The organism is Corallococcus sp. Z5C101001, from assembly GCF_007352635.1.
GTDB lineage: Bacteria > Myxococcota > Myxococcia > Myxococcales > Myxococcaceae > Corallococcus > Corallococcus silvisoli.
Genome location: NZ_VKLU01000001.1, coordinates 19,516 through 42,140, shown reverse-complemented (window position 1 = coordinate 42,140; position 22,625 = coordinate 19,516). Strand labels below are relative to the sequence as shown.

Genomic DNA, 22,625 nt, shown 5'->3' with positions numbered 1-22,625 from the left:
GACACGCCGCCCGGACGCCTCCTCCCTCCAGGGAGGCTTCAGGGCCACCGAATGAACGGGCCCACCGGGACACCGCTTGCATCCGGGGACCCATCTGGCATCTTCGCCCGACCCCATGCGTCGCTTCCTGCTTACCGCCGCCGTCCTCTGCGCTTCCCTCTCCGGACTCACCGCGTGCAAGAGCAGTTGCCGCGAGCTGTCCGAGAAGCTCTGTGAGTGCGCCTTGAACTCGGTGGAGAAGCAGTCCTGCCGGCAGCGCGCCGCCGACGAAGAGAAGCGCGTGGAGCCCACCGCCGAGGATGAGCTCGCCTGCGAGGCGAAGCTCGACGGCTGCGACTGCCGCACCATCGAGACCGAGGAAGGCAAGAAGGCCTGCGGTCTCGCGCGCTGAGCGCCGTCCGCTGACGACGGCGCGGGGCCCGCCCGCGGACCTACGCGCCCGGTGCCATCCGCGCCGGAGCCGCCCGCGCGGAGTCCCCGCCCTCCACCCACGGCTGGAGCCCGCGCTTCACCTTCGCGCGCCACGGCGTCTCCACCCACCGGTGCACCGCCACGGACGCCGGCACCAGCACCACCAACAGCACGGCCAGGAAGCGCGAGGGCGACGTCAGGTCCACGTAGCGCTCCAGCCAGTGCACGAACTCGCTGACCGGGTACTGGAGCAGGTACAGCGCGTAGCTGGCCCCGCCCAGGTGCACCAGCCACGGCCGCGCGAGCAGCCGGCCCAGGGGGCCTCCGCCCCGCGCGAGCCCGTACACCAGCAGCGCGGACGCGGGCGCCAGCAGCGCGTTGTGCATCAGCGGATACGGGATCCACCCACCCTGGGAGAACCCCGCGAGCAGCAGCGCCGCGCCCGCCAGCGCCATCACCGCGCCGGAGCGCGGAGGGCGGGAGGCCGCCCGCTCCCGCACGAAGACGAGCCCCAGGAGCACGCCCAGGAGGAACTCCGGCAGGCGCAGCAGCGGGTTGAACTTCACCACCGACAGCCAGAGGCCCGTGAACGCCACGTCCAGCGTGCCCGGCCCGTCCGGACGCAGGGCCACGTAGAGCACCGGCGGCACCAGCCCGAGCAGCCACACCCCCACCAGGGCCGCCGTCATCCGCGCGCCTCGGAAGGGCGCCAGCCGCCGGGCCAGCGCGGGGAACACCGCGTAGAAGAAGGCCTCCACCGACACGGACCAGGACGGCGGGTTCCAGTAGAGCGCCAGCCGGGGCACCCAGGCCTGGAGCAGCGCCAGCGTGGTGAGGCCCGCGGTGCCCAGCTTCGCGGCGGCGACCGGCAGCGAGTTCACCGCCAGCGACGCCCCCATGGTGGGCGCCGCAGACAGCAGGAACATCAGCAGGAACACCGGGTAGACGCGCGCCACGCGCGCGCTCCAGAAGGCCCGGGGCGCGGTCCCCATCCCGCCGCCCGCGTCCACGTAGTTGTACGCGAGCACGAAGCCGGACAGCAGGAAGAACACCCCCACGGAGGCGTAGCCGGAGCCCACCAGGTGGACCACCCACTCCGGCGCCACGTCCTTCAGGCACGCGGTCCCGAAGTGGAAGAGCACCACGTGCAGGGCCGCCAGGAAGCGCAGCCCCGTCAACGCATCCAGCGCGCCACCCGGCTGCTGCTTCATCGACGGCCGATGCCGAAGTAGGTGAAGCCCTGCTCACGCATGCGCGCGGGCTGGAAGATGTTGCGGCCGTCGAAGACCACCGGCGACTTCATCAGCGACTTCATGCGCGCGAAGTCCGGGTGGCGGAACTCGTTCCACTCGGTGACGACGAACAGGCCGTCCACGCCCTCCAGCGCGTCGTAGGGCACGTCCGCGTAGCGGATGCGGTCGCCGAAGACGCGCTTGGACGCGTGCGCGGCCACCGGGTCATGGGCGATCACCTGCGCGCCCTTGCCGATGAGGCCTTCGATGACCTCGATGGCCGGCGCCTCGCGCATGTCGTCCGTCTTCGGCTTGAACGCCAGCCCCCAGACGCCGAACTTCTTGCCCTCCAGCGACCCGTAGTGCTTCACGGCCTTGCTCACCAGCAGCTTCTTCTGGCGCTCGTTGGTGCGCTCCACCGCGCGCAGCAGGTCCAGCTCCAGGCCGTACTCACGCGCCGTGGTGACCAGCGCCTTCACGTCCTTGGGGAAGCAGGAGCCGCCGTAGCCCACCCCCGGGAAGAGGAACGGGTAGCCGATGCGCTTGTCCGCGCCCAGGCCCTTGCGCACGAAGTCCACGTCCGCGCCCACCTTCTCGCAGAGCGCGGCCACGTCGTTCATGAAGGAGATGCGCGTCGCCAGCATCGCGTTGGCCGCGTACTTCGTCAGCTCCGCGGAGCGCGTGTCCATGAACAGGATGGGGTTCTCCGTGCGCACGAACGGCGCGTAGAGCTCTCCCATCAGCTGCCGGGCCCGCTCGGAGTCCGCGCCAATGACGACGCGGTCCGGCTTGAGGAAGTCGTCCAGCGCGGCGCCCTCCTTGAGGAACTCCGGGTTGGACACGACGTCGAACTCCACCTGCGTCACCTTGGAGATGGCGTCGCGCACCTTGTCCGCGGTCCCCACCGGCACGGTGCTCTTGTCCACCACCACCGTGTACTGCTTCATCGCGCGGCCAATCTGCTGCGCCGCCGCGAGCACGTACTGGAGGTCCGCTTCGCCGCTCTCGCCCTCCGGCGTGCCCACCGCGATGAACACGGCCTGGGCATTCGCCACGCCCTCCGCCAGGTTCGTCGTGAACGTGAGGCGCTTCTCCTTCACGTTCTTGCGGATCAGCTCCTCCAGACCCGGCTCGTAGATGGGGACCTGCCCATCCTGGAGCATGCGGATCTTCCGCTCGTCGATGTCCACGCATGCGACGTCGTTGCCCGAGTCCGCGAAACAGGTACCCGCGACGAGTCCGACGTAGCCCGATCCGATAATGGCAATGCGCATTCTTGAAGTGTCCTGGTTTCGACAGGTGGCGTCATGAACTCATACGCCGACAGGCGCACCGAAAGAAAGCCCGGGGGCGATGGACGCCGAGCGGCCGGACAGCCTCATCGCCCCGTGAGAAGGCGGCGCAGCCGGTCCACACCTCTCAACGCGGAAGAACGCCCGGGGGTGCTCACCGGACCCACCACCCCCCGGTCCAGCAGCTCCCGGGTCGCGCGGCGCAGCGGAGGGAAGGCGGCGGTGGCCGCGCCCTCCGCTTCCGGGAACAACCGCGCGACGATGGCGAGCGACGTGTAGAGGGCGCGCTCCAGGCCGAACGCCTCCGCGCGCGTCAGCAGCGCCGGGACGTCCAGGGGACGCGAATACACGCCGCCCATCCACGTGGCGCCGGTGATGAGCTCCCGCAGGTCCACGTACGACAGCCACGGCACGTCGTAGCCGTGGTGGGCCTGGTCCAGCGCGGTGAGCAGCAGCGCGTCCTCCAGCTCCGGACGGAAGACGGACTGCCCGTAGACCTTCATGGGTCGCGCGCGGTCGAAGATGCCGGCCAACTGCTCACGTCGGCTCGCGCCCAGCACGTCCGCGTACAGGTAGATGGGGGTGCGGCCGTCGGACACCACGCGCGCGGCGCCGCTGTTCGTGGTGTCCGCTTCGGGGACGAACTCGTGGTTGGACAGGTAGCCGGCGAAGCCGTCCACGTCCATGCGGCGCACCAGCACCTGGATGTCCAGCACGGGCCGGAAGCCCACGTGCGGATAGAGCGCCTCCGCGAAGGCGGCGCCGCCCAGGAGCAGCAGCTTGCGGCCCTCCAGCTGGTCCACGATGCGCTTGAAGTGCACCAGCTTCATGACGTTGTCGTTCACGGAGCCGGTGTAGATGGACATCATCCGGTCGCGGGCCCACTCCGGCGCCTCGCCCCCGCCCATCCGGTACTCCAGGTTGTACGCCGCGAGCGGTGCCAGCCCCTGCGAGATGGCCCAATCGACATAGGCCTCCCACGGTGCGCCCCGGAGCTTTCCGCGCGGGGGCTCGAAGGAGGACAGGACCCGGAAGGTATCGAGGAGGCTGGGCGCCATGGTGCGGCACCTTTAATGGTCCGGGCCTGCCCGCCGCAATCACCGTCTTGCGGCGCGCACGCGGAGCTGGGGCCTGGACATCACTCGCGTCCCACTCCGGGACGGGCCGCTCGTGGCCCTGGCGGGCGCACGGGCCTGGGTTCCCCTGCCTCCGGCGCGCTCCGGAGCGGGCCCCCGAAGCCCCGCAGCCGCCGCAGCGCGTACCGCACCATGGGCCCTGCCCGGGGGGCCAGCGCGAGCTTCGCGGCGACCCACGCGGGCTTGCTCCGGGCGAGCTCCGCCTCCACGAGCCGGGGCCCGGAGAACAGCCGGACCGCCAGCGCCCGCTGCCACCGGGGCGGGGCCAGGGCCTTCAGCACCCAGGGAGGCACGGGCGCGTCCAGGAGCCGGTGCGCGGCGTCCCACGCGTACCAGACCAGGTGGGGCAGACCGCTCTGCCTCGCGCGCGTCACCACCCGGTCCCAGTCGAGCGTGGGGTGGGCCCTGGCCAGCAGCTTCAGGTCGAACAGCCACGCCAGCCGCTGCAGCAGGTGATTGCTCGCGTGCAAGGCCAGGTACACGGCCTCGTCCTCGGGGCACAGGTAGCGCACGCGCTGGCCGTCCAGCTCCGCGTCCCGGGCCCGCGCCACCAACGCGTCACCCTCCAGCGCCTGTCCGTAGCCCGCGAGGGCGCGGTAGTGCAGCTCCACCAGCCCGTCGGGGCTGGAGAGCTCGACGTGGTGCGTGTCGTCCCGGTCCATGTCCCCGGCCCTCGTCGTCAGGCCCAGCCCCTCCAGCGCGTGCACGGAGCAGAGCACCCGGGCGCGCGCGACGAGCAGATCCACGTCCGTCGTGGCCCGCTGGAGGGGCTCCGGGTAGAGCCTGCGCGCGAGCCCGTAGCCCTTGAGCAGCACCGGCGTCACGCCCACCTCCGCCAGGGCCGCGAGGCTCTTCGCGAGCAGCGCCCGCACCCGCATGCCCCGCGCCGCGCCCGCCAGCGCCTCGCGGCGAAGCAGCGCCTGCGCGTCCGGGGTCAGCCGCCAGTCCGCGCGGGCGAGCGCGTGCTCGACGAAGCCCGCGAGGCCGTGGCGGACAGCGGACTTCACCAACGCGTCACAGGCACCGGCCTCCGTGGGCGCGGGGGCGGCGGGCGCCGCCGGCCAGGCCTGGAGCAAGGACAACAGGGCCACGGAGGTCGTCATGCGCTCACCGCCGCAGCGCGATGATGCGCCCGGGCTCGGCGGCCTCCAGGGCCACCAGCTGCCCGGCGCGTTCGGCCACCACGTCCGCGAGCACCTCCAGCGCCAGCTCCTCGTCCCGGTCGATGGTGGAGCGCCCGTCGCGCCAGACCAGGCGCAGGACGCCGAGCAGCGCCTCTCCGTCCTTCACGTCGATGCGCACCTCCAGCGCGGCGGCGGAGCCGGCCGCGGGATCCTTCGACTCGAAGATGACGCCTCCGCCCGGCTCCTCATGCGGGCGGCGCAGGCGCAGCTCCACCTGGGACGTGGACATGCCGCCGGACAGCGGGCGCACGGCGTTCCACACCTCCTGGAACGAACCGGCCGCGCGCACCGCGGCGGTGACGGAGCGCACCAGCGTGCGCAGCTCGTGGTTGTGCTGGCGCGTCTGCTGGACGGCGCCCACGTGGCGCATGTCCAGGTAGCCCAGCTTGCGCATCAGCACCACGATGACGACGCCCATGCCGCAGAGCAGGAGCGCGCTCTGCGTGCTGTTGGCGAAGTGGAGCCCCAGCGCGGTGAGCATGAAGAGCGTGCACAGCGCGTAGAGCACCAGCACGGTGGTGCGGTGGGAGAGCAGCAGGCGGCTCATCAGCCGGTGGTGGATGTGCTCCTTGTCCGCGCTGAACATCGGTCTGCCCAGCAGCGAGCGGCGCACCATGGCCAGCAGCGTGTCCATGATGGGCAGGCCCAGCGCCATCACCGGCACGAGCAACGCCACCGCGGTGCCGCTCTTCGACGACGTCTTGATGGACACCGCCGCGAGCACGAAGCCCAGGAACATGCTGCCCGTGTCCCCCATGAAGATGGAGGCCGGGTTGAAGTTGAACACCAGGAACCCAAGGATGGCGCCCGCGAGCGCGGCCATCAGCAGGCACAGCAGCACGTCCCCGCGCATCAGCGCGAGCAGGAAGTGGGTGCCCACCCCGAAGAACGCGACCCCGCCCGCCAGCCCGTCCAACCCGTCGATGAGGTTGAGCGCGTTGATGACGCCCACCACCCACAGCAGCGTCAGGGGCAGGCTGAGCAGCCCCAGCGTCAGCTCCGCGCCGAACGGGTTGGCCAGCACCTCGATGCGGAACCCCAGCGCGTAGAGGCCCAGCGCCACCGCGAACTGCACGGAGAACTTCAGCTTCGCGCCCGCCCCCTTGAGGTCGTCGTAGAGGCCCAGCGCCGCGATGATGCCGCCGCCGACGAAGAGCCCCACGATGAGCGCCGTCTGCGAGACGAACTGGTCCCCCACGCCCGAATCCACCAGGAACAACGCGCACAGCGGCGCGAAGAAGCCCCCCACGATGCCAATCCCGCCCAACCGGGGGATGGGCCGCACGTGCACCTTGCGGCTGGAGTTCGCCTGATCCAACCAGCCCCACGCCAACGCGCGCTCACGCACGCCCCACGTGAGCGCCAGCGCCACGACGAGCGATACGAGGAAGGCGACGAAGAAGGTGATCATGCGGGGAGAACGTCCACCCCACATCGTGACGGCCCTCTATGCAACGCGTCAACGTCCCGGCGGCGCAGGTGCGGAACGACTCGCCTGCCTACCTGCTTCCAAGAGAGCCGACACGCAGGACTTCTTCGTAAAGCGACAGGGTGCGGGTGGCGATGTCGGGCCAGGTGAGTCCCTGGACTTGAGCCTGGGCCGCGCGGCGCAGCGCCTGTCGCAGGGCCGTGTCCCGCGCGAGCGTGCGCACCGCGTGCACCAGGGCGTCCACGTCCCCGATGGGGACGAGGAAGCCCGTGCGGCCGGGGTGCACGACGGAGGGCGCCACGCCCACGGGGGTGGAGACGGGCACGAGCCCGGAGGCCATGGCCTCCACCAGCGCCATGCCGTAGCCCTCCGCGTGACTGGGGAAGAGCAGCACCTCCTCCCGCGCGAGCAGGCCGGGCAGCGTCGCGTGGGCGTAGTGCGGCACCACGCGCAGGCGCGGCTGGAGGGGCGCGGGGAAGGCGCCGCGGACCTCCGCTTCGGGGGTGCCGGTGCCGTACAGGGTCAGGGTGAAGTCGAGCCCCCAGGCGTGCAGCCGGCTCGCGGCGGCGATGACGTCCTCGCGTCCCTTGCGCTGGATGAAGGTGCCCACGGTCGCGAGGCGCAGCGGTCCGTCCGGAGGTGGCGCGGGCGCGGGCAGTCCGTGGAAGGCCTCCGCGAGGCCGTGGGGGATGAGGCTCAGCTTCGGCGCGGGGACGCGCAGCCGTTCACGCGCGTAGGCGGCATCCGCTTCGTTGAGGAGCACGGAGCGGTCCGCGAGGCGCAGCGTCTGCGCCACTTCCCAGAGGCGGAAGCCCCCGTGGTACAGCGGGTACTTCCAGCTCAGGCGCGCCTTGCCCTCGCGCGCGTCGGCGCGGAGCTGTTCGGAGACGGTGTGCTCCAGGCCGTGGCTGCGCGTCACCAGCGCGTGGCGCGCGGCGGCGCCGGGGCGGCCCGCGCGGGCCCAGGGCCAGGCGTCGCCGGTGGTGACGTCGAGCACGTCGTAGTTCCTTGCGGCGCGGGCGAGGTGCGCGGAGAGGATCCACGGGAAGCGGAGGTTATGGAGCGCGGAGTGGTGCCGCTCCCCAGGGAAGGCCTCGCCGTAGCTGTAGTAGTCCACGGTGCAGCCCCGGGCCTGGAGCGCCCGGCCCAGCGCGAGCGTCACGCCGGGCGCACCCAGGTCCTGGGACAGCGGGTGGTGGATGGCCAGGAGCACGCGCATGCGCGCGCTTCATAGCAGGCGCCCCTCACATCTGCGGGCCCGCGAGCAGCGCCGCGCCAATGGCGCCGGACAAGTCCCCCAGCGTCGACACATGCATCGCGGGCCTGCGCTCCGTGATGAACAGGTGCGGGTACATGGCGTCCTGGATGCGGCCCAGGTAGGCCGGCCCCAGCCGGGACCCCAGCCCGCCTCCGATGACGATGGCCTCCAGGTCCAGCAGGTTGATGACGGACGCGAGCGTCGCGCCCAGCATCTCGATGGCCCGGTCGATGAGCCGCGTCGCCAGCGGATCCTTCTCCTTCAGCGCCCGCGCCCACACGCCGCTCGACAGGCGCGTGCGGTGCTTCTCGCGCATGATGTCGAACAGGACCGTCTTCTCCCCTTTCCTCGCCGCGCTGCGCGCCTTGCGCTCCATGGACGCCCGGCCCGCGTAGGCCTCCATGCAGCCGCGCCGGCCGCAGCCACAGCGCGCGCCGTTGGGCTTCACCACCATGTGGCCAATCTCACCGGCGGCCCCCTGCCCCCGCCATGGCACGCCATTGAGCACCAGCCCGCCGCCAACGCCCGTGCCCCACCACACGCCCAGCAGTGAGCGGTAGTCGCGCCCCGCGCCCAGCTTGTACTCGGCGGCGACCGCGACCTGCACGTCGTTGCCCAGCACCACCTTGCCGCCCACGAGGTCGCCCAGGTCCGAGGCGAGCGGATACGGCGCCTCCCACCCCCCCGCCACGTTGGCCGTGTGCGCGAGCGTGCCGCTGTTGGCATCCACCGCGCCTGGAGCGCCCACGCCCACCCCGGCGAGCTTCGCGGGTTCGATGCCCGCCGTCTTCGCCGCTTCGCCCAGCGTGCCGTAGAGTTCCTTCACGATCACGTCCGGGCCGCCCTCGGCGGGAGTCAGGTGGCGGGCCCGGCCCAGCACCTCGCCGCTCGCGTCCACGACGACGGCTTCAATCTTGGTGCCGCCCAGGTCGATGCCTCCCCATGCGCGAGCCGCGTCCTTCGGTGTCCCGTTCGTGGCTCCGTGCCCGTTCTTCGCTGAAGCGTCGGCCATGTCGCGCCCCCTGGTTCGCGGCGCACTGGTGGCCGCACGCGGCACAATCTGCGCAGTGGCGTTCCCGCAGGGGCCGCCGTGCCGGGAACCCCCGGGGCCGCTCGCCCGCTCCCCGGGGCTGCATCCGGGCCCTTCCGCCTCGGAGGAGAACCGCGCGCCCTCCTCCTCCGGCCCTTGTTCGCCGGAAGCAAGGGCGCATATAGGCTTGAGCGCCAGTCCCCTTCGTGGAGCGCCCCGCCTTCCCATGAGCAGCCGTCCCACCTCCACGCCCGACGCACCGGAGCTGGGCACGTCGGACGTGAAGGTCCGCGCCCAGCGCTCCATCATCGCGCTGGGCCTGCGGACGCTCGGCTCCCTGGGGCTGCGCGTGGTGAGCTCGCTCGCCCTGTCGCACCTGCTGTTCCCGGGGGACTACGGCGCGTTCGCCATCGTCGCCTTCACCGCCGCGATGGGCGCGTTCCTGGGGGACCTGGGCCTCAGCGCCTCGCTGGTGCGCCAGCAGCACGAGCCCACCCAGGATGAGATCAGCACCGCGTTCTGGAGCCACCAGGCGTTCACCGTCCTCATCGTGGGCGTGCTCTTGTTGCTCGCGCCGTGGCTGTCGCGCTCGTACGACCTGGGCCCTTCGGGCGCGTCGATGGTGAGCGTGATGGCGCTGGGGTTGTTCTTCCACTCGCTGCGAGTGATTCCCATCATGGTGCTGGAGCGTCAGCTCCACTTCCCCAAGCTCGCGCGCATCGAGCTCATCGAGGGCATCGCGCAGACGGCGGCCACCATCCTGCTGGCGTGGTTGCACTGCGGCGCGTGGTCGCTCATCGGCGGAGGGCTGGTGCGAGGCGGCCTGGGCATGTTGATGCTCTGGGCGGCGGCGGGCTGGAGGCCGAGGGGCGCGTTCCGGTGGGACATCGTGAAGCGGCTGCTCGCCTTCGGCATCTGGTTCCAGCTCACCGGCATCATCCCCGCCGCGCTCCAGGGTTGGATTCCGCTCGTGGTGGGGCGCATGGAGGGCAAGGACGCGGTGGGGCTGGTGAACTGGGCGAGCGCCCTGGCCTCCGTGCCGCTGGCGCTGAGCAGCGTCCTCACGCGCGTCGCGTATCCAGCCTACAGCCGCATGCAGCAGGATCCGGTCGCGCTGGCGGAGTACCTGCGCACGTCCATCCGGCGCGTCAGCGCGGTCCTGTGCCTGGCCATCCCCTTCGGTGTCATCGCGCTGCCGCCCTTCATCCCGGTGGTCTTCGGAGCGCGCTGGAGCCTCGCGTCCACGCTGGTGCAGTGGTTCACCATCGAGGCCTCGATGCAGGCGGTGCAGGGCCTGCTGCACTCGCAACAGCACGCCAGCGGACACGCGCGGGAGCGGATGTACGTCGCCACCGCCGCCAGCCTCGCGCGCTTCGCCCTGGGGGCGCTCGCGGTGATGCGGTGGGGCATCGTCGGCGTCGGGGTGAGCGCGACGGTCATCACGCTCACCGAGCTGTGGGTGACGGCGCGGCTGGTGGCGCGACGCAACCCGAGCCTGTCGCGGCTCGAGGTCGAGGTGATGGAGCCGTTCCTCACGGTGGGCGCGCTGCTCGCGCTGGCGCTGGGGCTCTCCCGGCTCGCGATGGGAGAGGATGGCCTGCTGGTGCAGGCGCTGGTGGCGGCGGGCGTGCTGACCGCGCTGGTGCTCGCGCGCGAAGCCACGCGGCGCGGCCTGTCGCTGCTGGGGGAGCTGCGCGGCCTCGTCCAGCAGGTGCGCGCGAGGCGGGCGCCGCCGTGAGCCGTCCCGCGGCCCCGACGTGGCACCTGCTGACCGGCGAGTATCCGCCCGCGCCCGGCGGAGTCTCCGACCATTCGAGGAGCATCGCCCAGGCGCTGGTGAAGGCGGGGGAGACGGTGCGGGTGTGGACCCCGGGGACCGAGGCCGTCACGGAGGAGCAGGGCGTCACGGTGCACCGCTGGCCCGGCCTCTTCACGCCGCTGGGCTTGCCGCGCCTGACACGGGAGCTGGATGCGTATCCGGGCCCCCGGAGGCTCTTGCTCCAGTACGTACCGCATGCGTTCGGCTGGAAGGCGATGAACGTGCCGTTCTGCGCGTGGTTCGCGGCGAGGCGGCAGGACGAGCGCGAGCTGTTCCTCCACGAAGCAGTGTACCCATGGAGCGCGGGTGCGCCGTGGCGGCATCAGGTGCTCGCGGGCGTCACACGCGTCATGTTGCGCACGCTGGCGCATGGCGTGGGGCGCGCCTACGTCTCCATCCCCGCATGGGCGGAGCATCTTCCGGAGCCGCTGCGCACGCGGGCCCGGTGGTGTCCCATCGCCAGTCCCCTACCCCTCGAGGTCTCGCGGGAGGCCGTGCGAGCGGTGCGCGAGGCGTTGGGGGGGACACCGTGCGTGGCGCATTTCGGCACCTATGGCGCGGCCATCGCGAAGCCACTGGAGGCGGTGCTCGTCCCGTTGTTGCAGCGCGATGAACGGCGGCAAGCGCTGCTGCTGGGCCGGGGCAGCCAGGGCTGGTGCGACGCCATCGCGCGGAGGCATCCAGCGCTGGCCCGCAGGCTCCACGCGAGGGACGGCCTGTCACCGGAGGACGTCGCCGCGCACCTGAGCGCGTCGGAGGTGTTGTTGCAGCCGTACCCGGATGGCGTCAGCGCGCGGCGCAGCAGCGCGATGGGAGGCCTGGGCCTGGGCCTCCCCATCGTCACCCACACCGGACACCTGACCGAACCGCTGTGGCGTGAGCTGCGCCCCGTGGCGCTCGCGGACGACGCATCCCCCGGTGCGTTGTTGGAGCTCGTGGAGCACCTGCTGGAGAACGGAGAGGAGCGCCGGGCCCTGGGTGAGCGGGCGAGCCGCGTCTACCGTGAGCACTTCGCCCTGGAGCACACGGTCGCGCATCTGCTGCGTCAGGCCCCTCCTGTGTTCAGGGACAGCCCGTGAGTGCCTTGCGACTGAAGGTCCTGATGGATCCGCGCGAGGAGGGCTGGCCCAGCATGGACCTGGTGGGCGAAGCGCTCGCGGAGGGGCTGACGGCCTTTCCCGCCGAGGTCGACGTCGCCCGTGTGCGGCCATCCATCCCTCGCGTCCTGCGAGGACTGCCCAGCGTGGGGAACAGCAAGGCCGCCTTCAACGCGGACCGGCTGCTCACACGCTTCAGCCTCTACCCCACGCGCCTGCTGCGAGAGCGCCGCGGCCATGATGCGTTCCACGTCGTGGACCACACCTACGCGCAGCTCGTCCACGCGTTGCCAGCGGACCGCACCGGCGTCTTCTGCCATGACCTGGATGCCTTCCGCTCCGTCCTGGAACCCCACCGCGAACCACGGCCGGCGTGGTTCCGCCTGATGGCGCGCACCACGCTCAAGGGGCTGGAGCGCGCGGCCATCGTCTTCCACGGCACGCAGCAGGTGCGGGAGGAACTGCTCGCGCACGGCGTGGTGCCTCCCGAGCGGCTGGTGTGGGCTCCGTACGGCGTGTCACCAGAGTACCGGCCGGCCCCTGTTCCCGGAGACGCCAGCGACGCGGTGCTCGCGCCGCTCCACGGACGCCCGTACCTGCTGCATGTCGGAAGCGCCATCCGCCGCAAGCGCCTGGACGTGCTCTTCGACGTCTTCGCGGCGCTGCGCGCACGGCACCCGGACCTCATGCTGGTGCAACAGGGCGGAGACCTGGACACGGCGCAACAGGCGCGGGTCGCACGGCTCGGCTTGGAGGATGCGCTGCTGCGGCCGCCCCGGCAGGAGCGAGCCACGCTCGCGGGCCTCTACCGCAAGGCGCGCGCGGTGCTGGTCCCCAGCGAGGCGGAAGGCTTCGGGTTGCCGGTCATCGAAGCCCTGGCTTGTGGCGTCCCCGTGGTGGCCAGCGACCTGCCCGTGCTGCGCGAAGTGGGCGCCGACGCCTGCACGTACTGCCCGGTGGGAGACGTGGCCGCGTGGACGGACACGGTGGATGCATTGCTCACCGGGCGCGGCCCCGCGCCGGAGCCGGAGACGCGGCGAGCCCGGGCCGCACGCTTCACCTGGAGCGCCCACGCGCGCACGGTGCTGGACGCGTACCTGCATCGCCTTGACCGGCCCGGACGGGTCTGATTCGGTCGCTTCCGCGTGCGCATCCTGTTCCTCAACCCCGTGGGAATCCTGGGCGGCGCCGAGCGCGCGCTCGTCGATCTCCTCGCCTGTCTGCGCAAGATGGAGCCCGCGCTGTCGCTGCACCTCATCGCGGGCACGGACGGGCCACTCGTGGAGCTTGCCCGGGGCCTCGGCGTGGAGACCCGCGTGCTCGCGCTTCCCGACTCCCTGGCCGCGCTCGGCGACAGTGGACTGAGGGGCCAGGGCCGGGCCGGCCTCTGGCGCTTCACGCGCGACCTGGCTCCCACGCCGCTGATGCTGGCCCGCTACGGCCTGGAGCTCCGGCGCGCGGTGCGCGACGTGGCGCCCGACCTGATCCACTCGAATGGCATCAAGACGCACCTGTTGAGCGCGGCCACCACCGGGCTCGCGATTCCGCTCGTGTGGCACGTGCACGACTTCCTCGGTGAACGTCCCCTCGTGCGCCGTGCCCTCATGGGGATGCGGCTCCTGGCGTCGGCCGCCATCGCGAACTCGCAGGCCGTGGGCGAAGACGCGCGCGCCGTGCTCGGGGACGTGCCCGTGCACGTCGTCCCCAACGGCGTGGACGTGGAGCGGTTCTCCCCGGGTCCTGGTGACGGCGCGCACCTGGATGAACTGGCGGCGCTGCCCCCCGCGCCGCCGGGGACGCCGCGCGTGGGGCTGGTGGCGACCTACGCACGCTGGAAGGGGCACGACGTCTTCCTGGAGGCCGCGGCCCTGCTGACGCGTCAGCGACCGGACCTCCCCGTGCGCTTCTATCTCGTGGGCGCCCCGCTCTACCGCACGGCGGGCTCGCAGTTCACCGAAGCGGAGCTGCGCGAGTGGGTGGAGCGCCACGGCCTGACGGGCCGCGTGGGCTTCGTGCCCTTCCAGCCCGAGCCCGCCCGCGTCTACCGGGCCCTGGACGTCTTCGTGCACGCGAGCACCCGCCGCGAACCCTTCGGCCTCACCATCGCGGAGGCGCTCGCCTGCGGCCGTGCCGCCGTCATCTCGCGGTCCAGCGGCGCCGCGGAGTCGCTGCGGAACGAAGCGGACGTCCTGGCCATCGCCCCCGGAAACGCGAACACGCTCGCGGCGGCGCTGCGCCGGCTGTTGGAGGACGAAGGCCTGCGAGACACCCTGGCCTTCTCTGCCCGCGCGACCGCCGTCTACCGCTTCTCCCGCGAGCGCTACACCCGGGACATCCTCGAGGTGTACCGGGGCCTCGTCTCCCCACGAGGACATTCATGAAGCGCCCCTGGAAGCTCGTCACCGTCTCGCACTCGTATGTCGTCACCCTCAACCGGCGGCTGGCCAACGAGATGACCCGCGTGGGAGCGGGCCGCTGGGATGTCACCGCCGTGGCGCCTCGCGCCTTCCATGGGGATCTGGGCCCGCTGGTGCTCCAGCGCGACGCCACCGAGTCCGTGAACCTGGAGGCCGTGCGCGTCTTCTTCAGCCGCTCCCTGCACGGCTTCGTCTACGGACCCGAGCTGCGCGCACGGCTGTCGGACGGCGTGGATCTGGTGCACGCATGGGAGGAGCCCTATGTGTTCTCGGGCCTGGAGGTGGCGCTGCTGACACCGCGCCACGTGCCGCTCGTCTTCTGCACGTTCCAGAACCTGGCCAAGCGCTATCCCCCACCCTTCGCGCAGGCCGAGCGCTTCGTGGTGCGCCGCGCCGCGGGGTGGATCGCCTGGGGCCAGACCGTACACGACACGCTCCTCGCCCGGCCCGGCTATGCGCTGCGTCCCTCGCGCTTCATCCCCGTGGGAGTGGACGTGGAGCACTTCCAGCCGGCGCCTGAAGCAGGCCGCGCCTTCCGCGAGGGCCTCGGCTGGAAGCACGAAGGACCTCCCGTGGTGGGCTGCCTGGGGCGCTTCGTTCCGGAGAAGGGCCTGCGCCTGCTCATGGGCGCGCTCGACGCCCTGCGCACTCCGTGGCGTGCCCTCTTCGTCGGTGGCGGCCCCATGGAAGGAGAGCTGCGCGCATGGGCGGAGCGCCACGGAGACTCCGTGCGCATCGTCACGGGCGTCAAGCACGCGGAGGTCCCTCGCGCGCTCAACGCGATGGACGTGCTCTGCGCGCCCAGCCAGACGACGCCCGCGTGGAAGGAGCAGTTCGGCCGGATGCTCGCGGAGGCCTTCGCATGTGGCGTGCCCGTGTTCGCCAGTGACTCGGGAGAGATTCCGCACACCGTGGGGGACGCTGGTCGCATCCTTCCGGAGGCGGATGGCAACGCGTGGACCGCCGCGCTCGCGGAGCTGTTGGAGAGCCCCGCCCTGCGCCAGGAGCTGGCCGCGAGGGGCCGCGAGCGCGCGACGTCTCGCTTCGCATGGCCGGTGGTTGCCCGGGCGCACCTCGACTTCTTCGAGCAGGTGCTCCAGCGGGGCACCTGAAGCTCACGCCTCCAGCCGCGCCACCACCGCCGCCGCCATGGCGTCCCACGTCCAGGCCCGAAGCTCCGACGACAGCGCGGCCACGCCGGGCATCCACTCCCCGCCCTGGGCTCGCCATGACTCCAGGCGCCGCACCAGCTCCGCCACGTCCTCGGGGTCTTCCAGCAGCAACCCCTGGAGCGAAGGCGGATAGCGCTCCGCCACGCCCGCCGAACGGCTCACCAGCGCGGGGATGCCCACGCACAGCGCCTCGTGCACGCCCAGCCCATAGGACTCATAGCGCGTGGGTGACACGAGCAGATCCGCGGCGGCCAGCAGGCGAGGCACGTCTTCGCGGAAGCCCAGGAAGCGGATCCGTCCGTCCAGCCCCTGCTCGCGCGCGGCGCGCTCCCAGGTTTCGCGTTGCGCGCCCGTCCCCACCACGCACAAGTCCACGTCCCACTCAGGCCGCGAGCACAGGCGCGCCCAGGCCTGGAAGAGCGTGTCGAAGCCCTTGCGCCGGTCGCCCAGCGCGCCCACGAACAGCGCCACGCGCCGTTCGGCGGACCAGCCCAGCGACGCCCGGGCCTCGCGGCGGAGCTCGGGAGACGTGGACGCGAAGCGCGCGGGGTCGCCGCCCAGGTACACGACGTGGACGCGGGAGGCGTCCACGCCCGTCGCGGCCAGCAGGTCCTGCCGCGTGCGCTCCGAGTTCGCGAGGATGATGCGCGCGCGGCGCAGCGCGCGTTGCTCGCGGCGCAGAAACACGCGGTGACTCACGTATCCCTTGAGCCGGCGCAGGGGATTCTCGACGGGCTCGGGGGCATGCGCGCCGTGGACGTAGTGGACCCAGTTGGCGGCGGGCACCTCGCAGTTGCCGCCGTTGGCCACCACCTGCCCGCCTTGCGCCAGCGTGCGCGCGGCCCAGAAGCGCCCCACCGCGTCGAGCAGCGGCTCGCCCAGCAGGTACGCATTCGCGGGCTTGGGCACGCGGACGAAGCGCACGTTGGGGTAGCGCAGGAGCGAGTCCGCCACCCGGTGCGCCACCAGCCGCACCGACCCGCCCTGGCGCGCGAGCCAGTCCGCCAGCGCGAGGTTCGCGCGGTCCATGCCTCCGGTGGACACGAAGTCACCGGCGATGAGGGTGTACGGCCGCATTCCGGTTCCAGTACGCACTGAAGAAGGCCGCGTTGAGCAGCCAGAACTCCATGCCCATCTGGCTCATGAAGAATTGATAGCTGAAGGTCTGGGCCAGCGCGCCCAGGTCGTACGCGAAGAGGAGGCTGCCCCAGAGCCAGAACTCGCCCTGCGAGTCATCGCGGCGCCGGGCCACCTGGAAGCCCCACCCCAGCGTCGCCAACAGCGCGAGCGGGTAGCAGACGAGCCCCAGCCATCCGCCGTCGTAGGCCCAGGCCGTCCACTGAATCTCCGCCCAGAGCGGCGGGTTGGCGCGGTCGCTGTTGTCGCCGAAGTAGGCGTTGGCCATGCCGTAGCGGCCCAGGCCCGCGCCCAGCGGGAACTCCGGAAGGACCTCCTCGAAGGTGCTGTCGAGGAAGCGGCCCCGGTTGGCCTGATACACCTGCGAGGGCCCGGACGCGGTGAGGGTGCTCCACCGCGAGAGCACCGCGTCGCCGCCGACGGCGACCGCCCAACCAAAGGCCACCACCGCGAAGCCGCCCACGACGCCGGCCAGCGCCATGAGGCGCACCCACCGGCCACTCACGGTGAGCACCAGCCCCATGGCGACCATGCACACCAGCAGCGTCACGGCCGCGACGCGGACCTGTCCCAGGTACAGGCAGCTCAACCCGATGCCGATGCCCGCCGCGCCCAGCCCCTTCTTGAGCAATCCCTCGCGGCTGAGCAGGAGCGCGCCGCCGAGCAGCACGGCGTAGAAGGCGCCCGTGGAGGCTCCGCCCGGGACATCCGTCAGCCCCATGGGGCGGAACACCCGCTCACCGCTCGCGGTCTCGAACTGGAGGCTGCGCACGTAGCCTTCGCCCTGGCTCTCCACGATGGCGGACAGCGCGGGCTGGAAGCGGCCGGGGAAGGACACCTGGAGGATGCCCAGCGCGGCGCTCGCCATGTTGAACAGGAAGAGCAGCAGGACCACGCGCCCGAACATCTTCGCGTCGATGCGCAGGCGGCTCGCCCAGAACAGCGGCGCGAACACGGACACCTGGATGCCGAGCTGCGCTGCCGCGGCGAGCGGACTGTTGGTCCCCGGGTGGAAGAAGTTCAGCGCGGTGAGCCCCGCGGAGGCCAGCAGGAAGGGCTTCGCCGGGTGCTTGAGCCGAGGCCCCTTCGCCAGCGCCAGCAGCGCGAGGCTCGTGCCGAACGCCAGGATGCGGAACACCACACGCACCGGCGCCAGCGCCTCCACCAGCAGCGCGAGCTGGCAGACGAAGAGCAGCACGATGAAGGCCACCACCAGCCGGCCTGAGCCCAGCAACCCCGTGGGCGCGGAGGCGGGCGTAGGTTCCGCCCGAGCCACGGGCTCCAGCGCGCGGCGCACATAGCGCGAGTGCAGCACACCGGGTCCCCGGAGCTGGGGGCGAGGCATGGAAGCGAAGCGTGTTCCCTTCACGGAGCACGCTCCCGAGCCACGGAGCGCACCGCGTGCTCCAGTCCCTCCAGGAACGCGGCCGGGGCGCTGAGCTTCGAGGCGCGCGCGGGCCCTCCGGCGCCCAGGGTCCGCCGAACGTCCCCATCCTGAATCAACGCGAGCAGCGCGCGGGCCAGCGCCTCGGGCTTCGGCGGCACGAGCACGCCGCACGACGCGTCGACGATCTCCAGCGGCCCCCCGAGAGAGGTGGTGACCACCGGAAGCCCTGCGTACAGCGCCTCGACGAACGCCAGTCCGAACGGCTCTGGCCCCGTGTTGGGCTGACAATGCACCTCCGCCGCGCGAAGCAACCGGGGGACATCCGAGCGCTGGCCCAGGAAGCGCACCCGCTCACCGAGCCCCAGGCCCACGGCCTGCGCCTTCAAGCCCGCTTCGTACGCGACCTCTTCCGGACGTTGTGCGCCCCCCACGAGCCACGCCTTCCAGCGAGGCACCTGCCGCAACCGCCCCAGGGCCTCCAGCAGCAGCCGCTGTCCCTTCCACTCCTGCATGCGGCTGGCGTGGACGATGACGACCTCCTCCGCGTCCGCGCCCAGCTCGCCCCGCAGCGAGGCGCGCTCGGAAGGGGTGAGCCCCGCGCCCCCATCCGAGACAGGCGGATGAAGCACGCGCCACGGCGTGCGCGGATACACCCTCGGCAAGGTGCTCGCGGTGTATCGGCTGTTGCACAGCGCCAGGTCCGGAGCGGTGACGCGCGCCCAGCGCTCCGCCCAGTGCTCACCCGTGAGGGCGTCATGCTGGAAGAAGACGAGCGGCACCCCGGCCGTGCGCGCCACCGGACCGAAGAGCGCCTGCGGCCATGCCGCGTGACACACCACCGCGTCGAACGCCTCGCGCTTCAGCAGCGCCATCAGCGCGCGGCGTGCCTCCCAGACCCGCCACGGACGGCTCACCTTCGCGGGGCCCAGCAACGTCAAGGAAGCGCCCGCCGCGCGAAGCTCCTCCGCGATACGCCCCTCGAAGCACAGCGCGAATGCGTGCTCCGCGCCGCCGCGCCGGTTTGTCCCGGCGAGCGCGAGCGTGCGCAGCAGTGTCTCGACGCCGCCGTACAGGTTGCCGCTGGACACATGCAGCACGCGCATGGGCGGACCTTCAGCTCCCACCCGCGACGTGCCGGACGGACGCACCCGGCCGGACCTCCGCCAGGGGCTGACGTCCAAGCGCCTCCGCGTACAACTCCAGGCTGCGCGACGCCATCACGTCGTGGCCGAACTCACCTAGCGCCCGCTCCCGCGCTCCACGCCCCAGCCGCTCCCGAAGGCCCGGCTCCTCCACCAGCCGGCGCGCCGCCGCCGCGAGGGCCCGCGCATCCCCCACCGGCACCGTGAGCCCGGTACGCTCGTGGAGGCTCACCCACGCCACGCCCGAATCCGGGACCGCGGTGTTGATGACGGGCAGCCCACTGGCCAGCGCCTCCACCTGCGACAGGCCATACGCCTCGCTGCGCGCGTTGCTCGGGAACCACAGCGCGGTGGCGGCCCGGTACGCGCCCGCGAGCGCATCCGGCGACAGATAGCCCGCCCACGTCACGCGCGCCTCGATGCCCAGCGCGCGGGCCCGCGCACGTCCCTCCTCCGCCAGCGGTCCCTCGCCCACGATGACGAGCCTGCCCGGCGCGTGCACCAGCGCCTCCAGCGCCGTGAACAGTCCCTTGTAGTAGACGAGCCGCCCCACCATCAGCCACAGCGGCCCGCCCGCGGCCTCCGCCGTCCAGCGGGCCTGGGCTTCGCGGGCCTCCGTGGACGGGTGCAGGTATGCCTCCAGCTCGATGCCCAGCGGCAACACCCGCACCTTCGACCTGAACGTGGAGAGCAGCGACGAGCCGCGCACGTACGCCTCGCTCGTGGCCAGCAGCCGCGCGGCGCGCGAGTACAACATCCACTCGAACGGCCGGAAGAGCGCGCCCGCGACCTTCTGGCGGATGATGTCGCTCTGGTGCGTCACCACCACCGGGGGCAGGCGCGGCACGGCATCCAGCGCCAGCACCATGCTCGGGTTGGGCACATGCAGGTGCACCACGTCCACGCCCCGCGCCAGCGCACGCCGCAGCACGAAGGGCAGCGACGGCATCACATCCATGCGGGCCACGGACGCCAGCCGGCCCAGGCGCACCACGCGCACCGGACCATCCCAGTCCTCCCGGGTGGGACTGCGGCCGTGGAACTCGTGGCTGGTGCCGGTGCCATCCACTGAGTGGTTCGCGCACAGCACCTCCACCTGCGCGCCCAGCGCGGCCTGCGCCTTCGCCAGCGTGCGCACGTGCGCCTCCATTCCACCGGAGGCGGGCGGGTAGAACTTCCCCAGGTGCAGCACCCGCAGGCCCGCGCCCGTCACGACGGCGCCACCCCGCCCTTCGGCTCGTCCTGCGTCGGGCCATAGCCCTGGTAGCCCAGGTACGTGTCGCCGTAGCGCGGCTGGCGCAGGTCCACGTCGTTGAGGATGGCGCCGAACATCCGGGCCTGCACGTCCGCCAGCGAGCGCAGCGCGCGCTTCGCGGCACCGCGGTCCGTGCGCCCCGCCTTGAGCACCATCACCACGCCGTCCGCCTGCGTGGCCAGCACCGCGGCGTCCACCACCGCGTTGAGCGGCGGGCTGTCCAGGATGATGCGGTCGAACTTCTCCGCCGCCGTGCGCAGGAGCTCCGCGAAGGCGCGCGTGTGCAACAGCTCCGCGGGGTTGGGCGGCAGCGGCCCACACGGCAGCACGAAGAGGTTGGGCACCTCCGTGCTCTTCACCGCCTTGTCCAGCGAGCCCTCGCCCACCACCAGCGAGCTGATGCCCAGGTCGTTGGGCACGCCGAACGCGCGGTGCAGCCGGGGCCTTCGCATGTCCGTGTCCAGCAGCAACACGCGGTTGCCGCTCTGGGCCATGGCCACGCCCAGGTTGATGCAGGTGGTGGACTTGCCCTCCTGCGGACCGCTGGACGTCACCACCAGCGTCTTGCAGGGGTGGTCCGGCGACATGAACAGCAGGTTGGTGCGCACGGCGCGGCAGCACTCCGCCACCGCCGAGCGCGGCGCGCGGTGCACGTACAGGTCGCGCTCGCGCGGCTCCCGCACCGCCTCCATGCGCGGCACCACGCCCAGGAACGCCAGGCCCAGCACCTCCTCCACGTCCGACTGCGAGGTGACGCTGTTCTCCAGCATCTCCAGGAACAGCGCCACGCCCAGGCCCAGGAGGAGCCCCATCACCCAGCCCACCATCAGGTTGCGCCGCACGTGCGGCCGCACCGGCACCATCACCGGCTGCGCGGCGTCCAGCACGCGCACGTTGCTGGTGCGCAGCAGGCCCGACAGCTCGATATCCTTCAGCCGCTTGAGCACCAGCTCATACAGCCGCTGGTTGTTGTCCGACTCGCGCTGGAGCCGCCCGTACTCGATGGCCTTCTTGTTCACCAGGAAGGCCTCGGCCTTGGTCTCATCCAGCAGCTTGTTGAGGTTGCGCTCCTCGCCCTGCGCCTCCGCCAGCTGCGTCTCCGCCGAGCGCACCACGTTGGTCAGGCTCTTGAGCAGGTCGTCGCGCACGACCTCCAGCTTGCGGTTGCACTCCAGCAGCTTCGGGTGCTCCGGCAGGTAGCGCTCGGACAGCTCCGCGCACGCGGCCTTCTGCTCGCCGTAGCGCAGCTTCAGGTCCTGGATGGGCCCGTCCTTGGCGCCGGGCACCGCCTCCGCCCACGTCTCGTCGGTGTTGCCCGCGTCCTTGCGCAGCCGGTGGATGGCGTCCACGCGCGCCTGCTGCGCCGCGATGCGCGTGCGCACCTCGGTGAGCTTCAGGTTGTAGGAGTTGATCCGCTCGCTGACGATGCTCAGCCGCGACTCCAGCGACGTGGACAGCATGTCCGCGTCCTTCTTCAGGTCGTAGACGGCCATCTCACCGGCCTTCGACTGACGGCCCAGCTCATCCAGCCGCCCCTCCAGCCACGTGCGGGCCTCCTCCGTGGTGCGCAGCTTGAGCGCCAGGTTCTCCGCCATGTACGCGGCGGCCACCTCGTTGGAGAGCAGCGCCGCCCGCACGGGGTCCACGTCCTCCACGCCGATGTTCATCACCCGCGAGTCCTTGCCGGGCACCACCTGGATGCGCGAGCGCAGGAGGCCCACCGCGTCCGCGTCCTCCAGCGCCTTCGCGCGCGCCGCCGGGTCCTGGTTCGCGGGCAGGCCCAGGAAGGCCGCGTCCTTCGAAAGCCCCAGTCGGTCCACCACGCGGCTGGCCACCGCGCGCGAGGTGATGATCTCACTCTGGGTGGCGTAGTACTCCTTGTTGAACCAGTAGTTGCTGCGCTCCTCCCCCATCACCTCCTTCACCTCGCCATCGAGGATGCGCGGCGCGGTGACGTCGATGATGAGCGAGGTGCTGGCCGCGTAGATGCGCGGCTGCCGCAGCGTCCACGCGGCCGTGAGCGCGGTGATGGCCAGCGCCACCCCCAACATCACCCACTTCCGGCGCCACACGCCCCGCACCCGGTGCATCACGCTCGCGGGCGTCGCGCCGGGAGCCCCACCGGCGGGATCCAACACCGTACCTTCCACGTCGCGTCTCTCCGGAAGTGGCTGCCGCGGGCGGTCTCCACTGGCCGGAAACCTCCGGACCCGACCTGCACCCACAT

Annotated in this window: 18 protein-coding genes; 6 read left to right on the top strand and 12 right to left on the bottom strand. The window is 72.0% G+C overall.

Annotated elements, in window-relative coordinates:
• The first annotated feature begins 115 nt into the window (after window positions 1-115).
• Complete coding sequence (locus FOF48_RS00160; RefSeq protein ID WP_143897533.1) at window positions 116-391, top strand: hypothetical protein; 276 nt, start codon at window positions 116-118, stop codon at window positions 389-391.
• A 40-nt stretch (window positions 392-431) separates the two neighbouring features.
• Here FOF48_RS00160 and FOF48_RS00155 read toward each other — a convergent pair whose 3' ends face one another.
• The 7 genes from FOF48_RS00155 to FOF48_RS00125 all read right to left on the bottom strand — a co-directional run bounded on the left by FOF48_RS00155 (window position 432) and on the right by FOF48_RS00125 (window position 8,954).
• Window positions 432-1,622 carry an acyltransferase gene (locus tag FOF48_RS00155; protein ID WP_143897531.1) on the bottom strand — a complete coding sequence of 397 codons (1,191 nt, stop codon included), beginning with the start codon at window positions 1,620-1,622 and terminating at the stop codon, window positions 432-434.
• Entirely contained in the window at window positions 1,619-2,917 is a 1,299-nt protein-coding gene (locus FOF48_RS00150) for a UDP-glucose/GDP-mannose dehydrogenase family protein (protein WP_143897529.1), read from the bottom strand. The genes FOF48_RS00155 and FOF48_RS00150 overlap by 4 nt, the downstream gene beginning before the upstream one ends.
• A 104-nt stretch (window positions 2,918-3,021) precedes the next feature.
• Complete coding sequence (locus tag FOF48_RS00145; protein ID WP_143897526.1) at window positions 3,022-3,993, bottom strand: nucleotidyltransferase family protein; 972 nt, start codon at window positions 3,991-3,993, stop codon at window positions 3,022-3,024.
• 80 nt (window positions 3,994-4,073) lie between these two features.
• A complete protein-coding gene (locus FOF48_RS00140) occupies window positions 4,074-5,174 on the bottom strand; it encodes a nucleotidyltransferase family protein (protein ID WP_143897524.1) in 1,101 nt (366 codons plus the stop codon).
• A gap of 4 nt (window positions 5,175-5,178) precedes the next feature.
• Window positions 5,179-6,666, bottom strand: a complete 1,488-nt coding sequence (locus tag FOF48_RS00135; RefSeq protein ID WP_143897522.1) for an MraY family glycosyltransferase — start codon at window positions 6,664-6,666, stop codon at window positions 5,179-5,181.
• 88 nt (window positions 6,667-6,754) lie between these two features.
• Window positions 6,755-7,903, bottom strand: coding sequence for a glycosyltransferase family 4 protein (locus tag FOF48_RS00130; protein ID WP_143897520.1), 1,149 nt, complete (start codon window positions 7,901-7,903; stop codon window positions 6,755-6,757).
• 25 nt (window positions 7,904-7,928) lie between these two features.
• Window positions 7,929-8,954, bottom strand: coding sequence for an ROK family protein (locus FOF48_RS00125; protein WP_143897518.1), 1,026 nt, complete (start codon window positions 8,952-8,954; stop codon window positions 7,929-7,931).
• Between the two features lie 244 nt (window positions 8,955-9,198).
• Between FOF48_RS00125 and FOF48_RS00120 the strand changes: the two genes are divergently transcribed.
• The 5 genes from FOF48_RS00120 to FOF48_RS00100 are packed head-to-tail and all read left to right on the top strand — an operon-like array spanning window position 9,199 to window position 15,417.
• Window positions 9,199-10,710 (top strand): oligosaccharide flippase family protein, encoded by a 1,512-nt coding sequence (locus tag FOF48_RS00120; RefSeq protein WP_143897516.1) that lies wholly within the window; start codon window positions 9,199-9,201, stop codon window positions 10,708-10,710.
• Window positions 10,707-11,870, top strand: coding sequence for a glycosyltransferase (locus FOF48_RS00115; protein WP_143897514.1), 1,164 nt, complete (start codon window positions 10,707-10,709; stop codon window positions 11,868-11,870). Before FOF48_RS00120 ends, FOF48_RS00115 begins: the two co-directional genes overlap by 4 nt.
• A 23-nt stretch (window positions 11,871-11,893) precedes the next feature.
• Window positions 11,894-13,018, top strand: coding sequence for a glycosyltransferase family 1 protein (locus FOF48_RS00110; RefSeq protein ID WP_143899056.1), 1,125 nt, complete (start codon window positions 11,894-11,896; stop codon window positions 13,016-13,018).
• Between the two features lie 15 nt (window positions 13,019-13,033).
• Window positions 13,034-14,269 (top strand): glycosyltransferase family 4 protein, encoded by a 1,236-nt coding sequence (locus FOF48_RS00105; protein WP_143897512.1) that lies wholly within the window; start codon window positions 13,034-13,036, stop codon window positions 14,267-14,269.
• Window positions 14,266-15,417, top strand: coding sequence for a glycosyltransferase family 4 protein (locus FOF48_RS00100; RefSeq protein ID WP_143897510.1), 1,152 nt, complete (start codon window positions 14,266-14,268; stop codon window positions 15,415-15,417). Before FOF48_RS00105 ends, FOF48_RS00100 begins: the two co-directional genes overlap by 4 nt.
• A gap of 3 nt (window positions 15,418-15,420) precedes the next feature.
• On the opposite strand, the gene FOF48_RS00095 is transcribed toward FOF48_RS00100, so the two are convergent.
• Genes FOF48_RS00095 through FOF48_RS00075 form a run of 5 tightly spaced genes read right to left on the bottom strand, consistent with a single transcriptional unit; the run spans window position 15,421 to window position 22,548 of the window.
• Window positions 15,421-16,506 carry a glycosyltransferase family 4 protein gene (locus tag FOF48_RS00095; RefSeq protein ID WP_143899055.1) on the bottom strand — a complete coding sequence of 362 codons (1,086 nt, stop codon included), beginning with the start codon at window positions 16,504-16,506 and terminating at the stop codon, window positions 15,421-15,423.
• 19 nt (window positions 16,507-16,525) lie between these two features.
• Entirely contained in the window at window positions 16,526-17,959 is a 1,434-nt protein-coding gene (locus tag FOF48_RS00090; RefSeq protein WP_143897508.1) for a hypothetical protein, read from the bottom strand.
• Window positions 17,960-17,979: 20 nt separating this feature from the next.
• Window positions 17,980-19,104: a glycosyltransferase gene (locus FOF48_RS00085; protein ID WP_143897506.1), complete on the bottom strand. Its 1,125-nt coding sequence runs from the start codon at window positions 19,102-19,104 to the stop codon at window positions 17,980-17,982.
• Between the two features lie 10 nt (window positions 19,105-19,114).
• A complete protein-coding gene (locus FOF48_RS00080) occupies window positions 19,115-20,356 on the bottom strand; it encodes a glycosyltransferase (protein ID WP_143897504.1) in 1,242 nt (413 codons plus the stop codon).
• Window positions 20,353-22,548: a polysaccharide biosynthesis tyrosine autokinase gene (locus tag FOF48_RS00075; protein ID WP_143897502.1), complete on the bottom strand. Its 2,196-nt coding sequence runs from the start codon at window positions 22,546-22,548 to the stop codon at window positions 20,353-20,355. The genes FOF48_RS00080 and FOF48_RS00075 overlap by 4 nt, the downstream gene beginning before the upstream one ends.
• Between the last annotated feature and the right edge of the window lie 77 nt (window positions 22,549-22,625).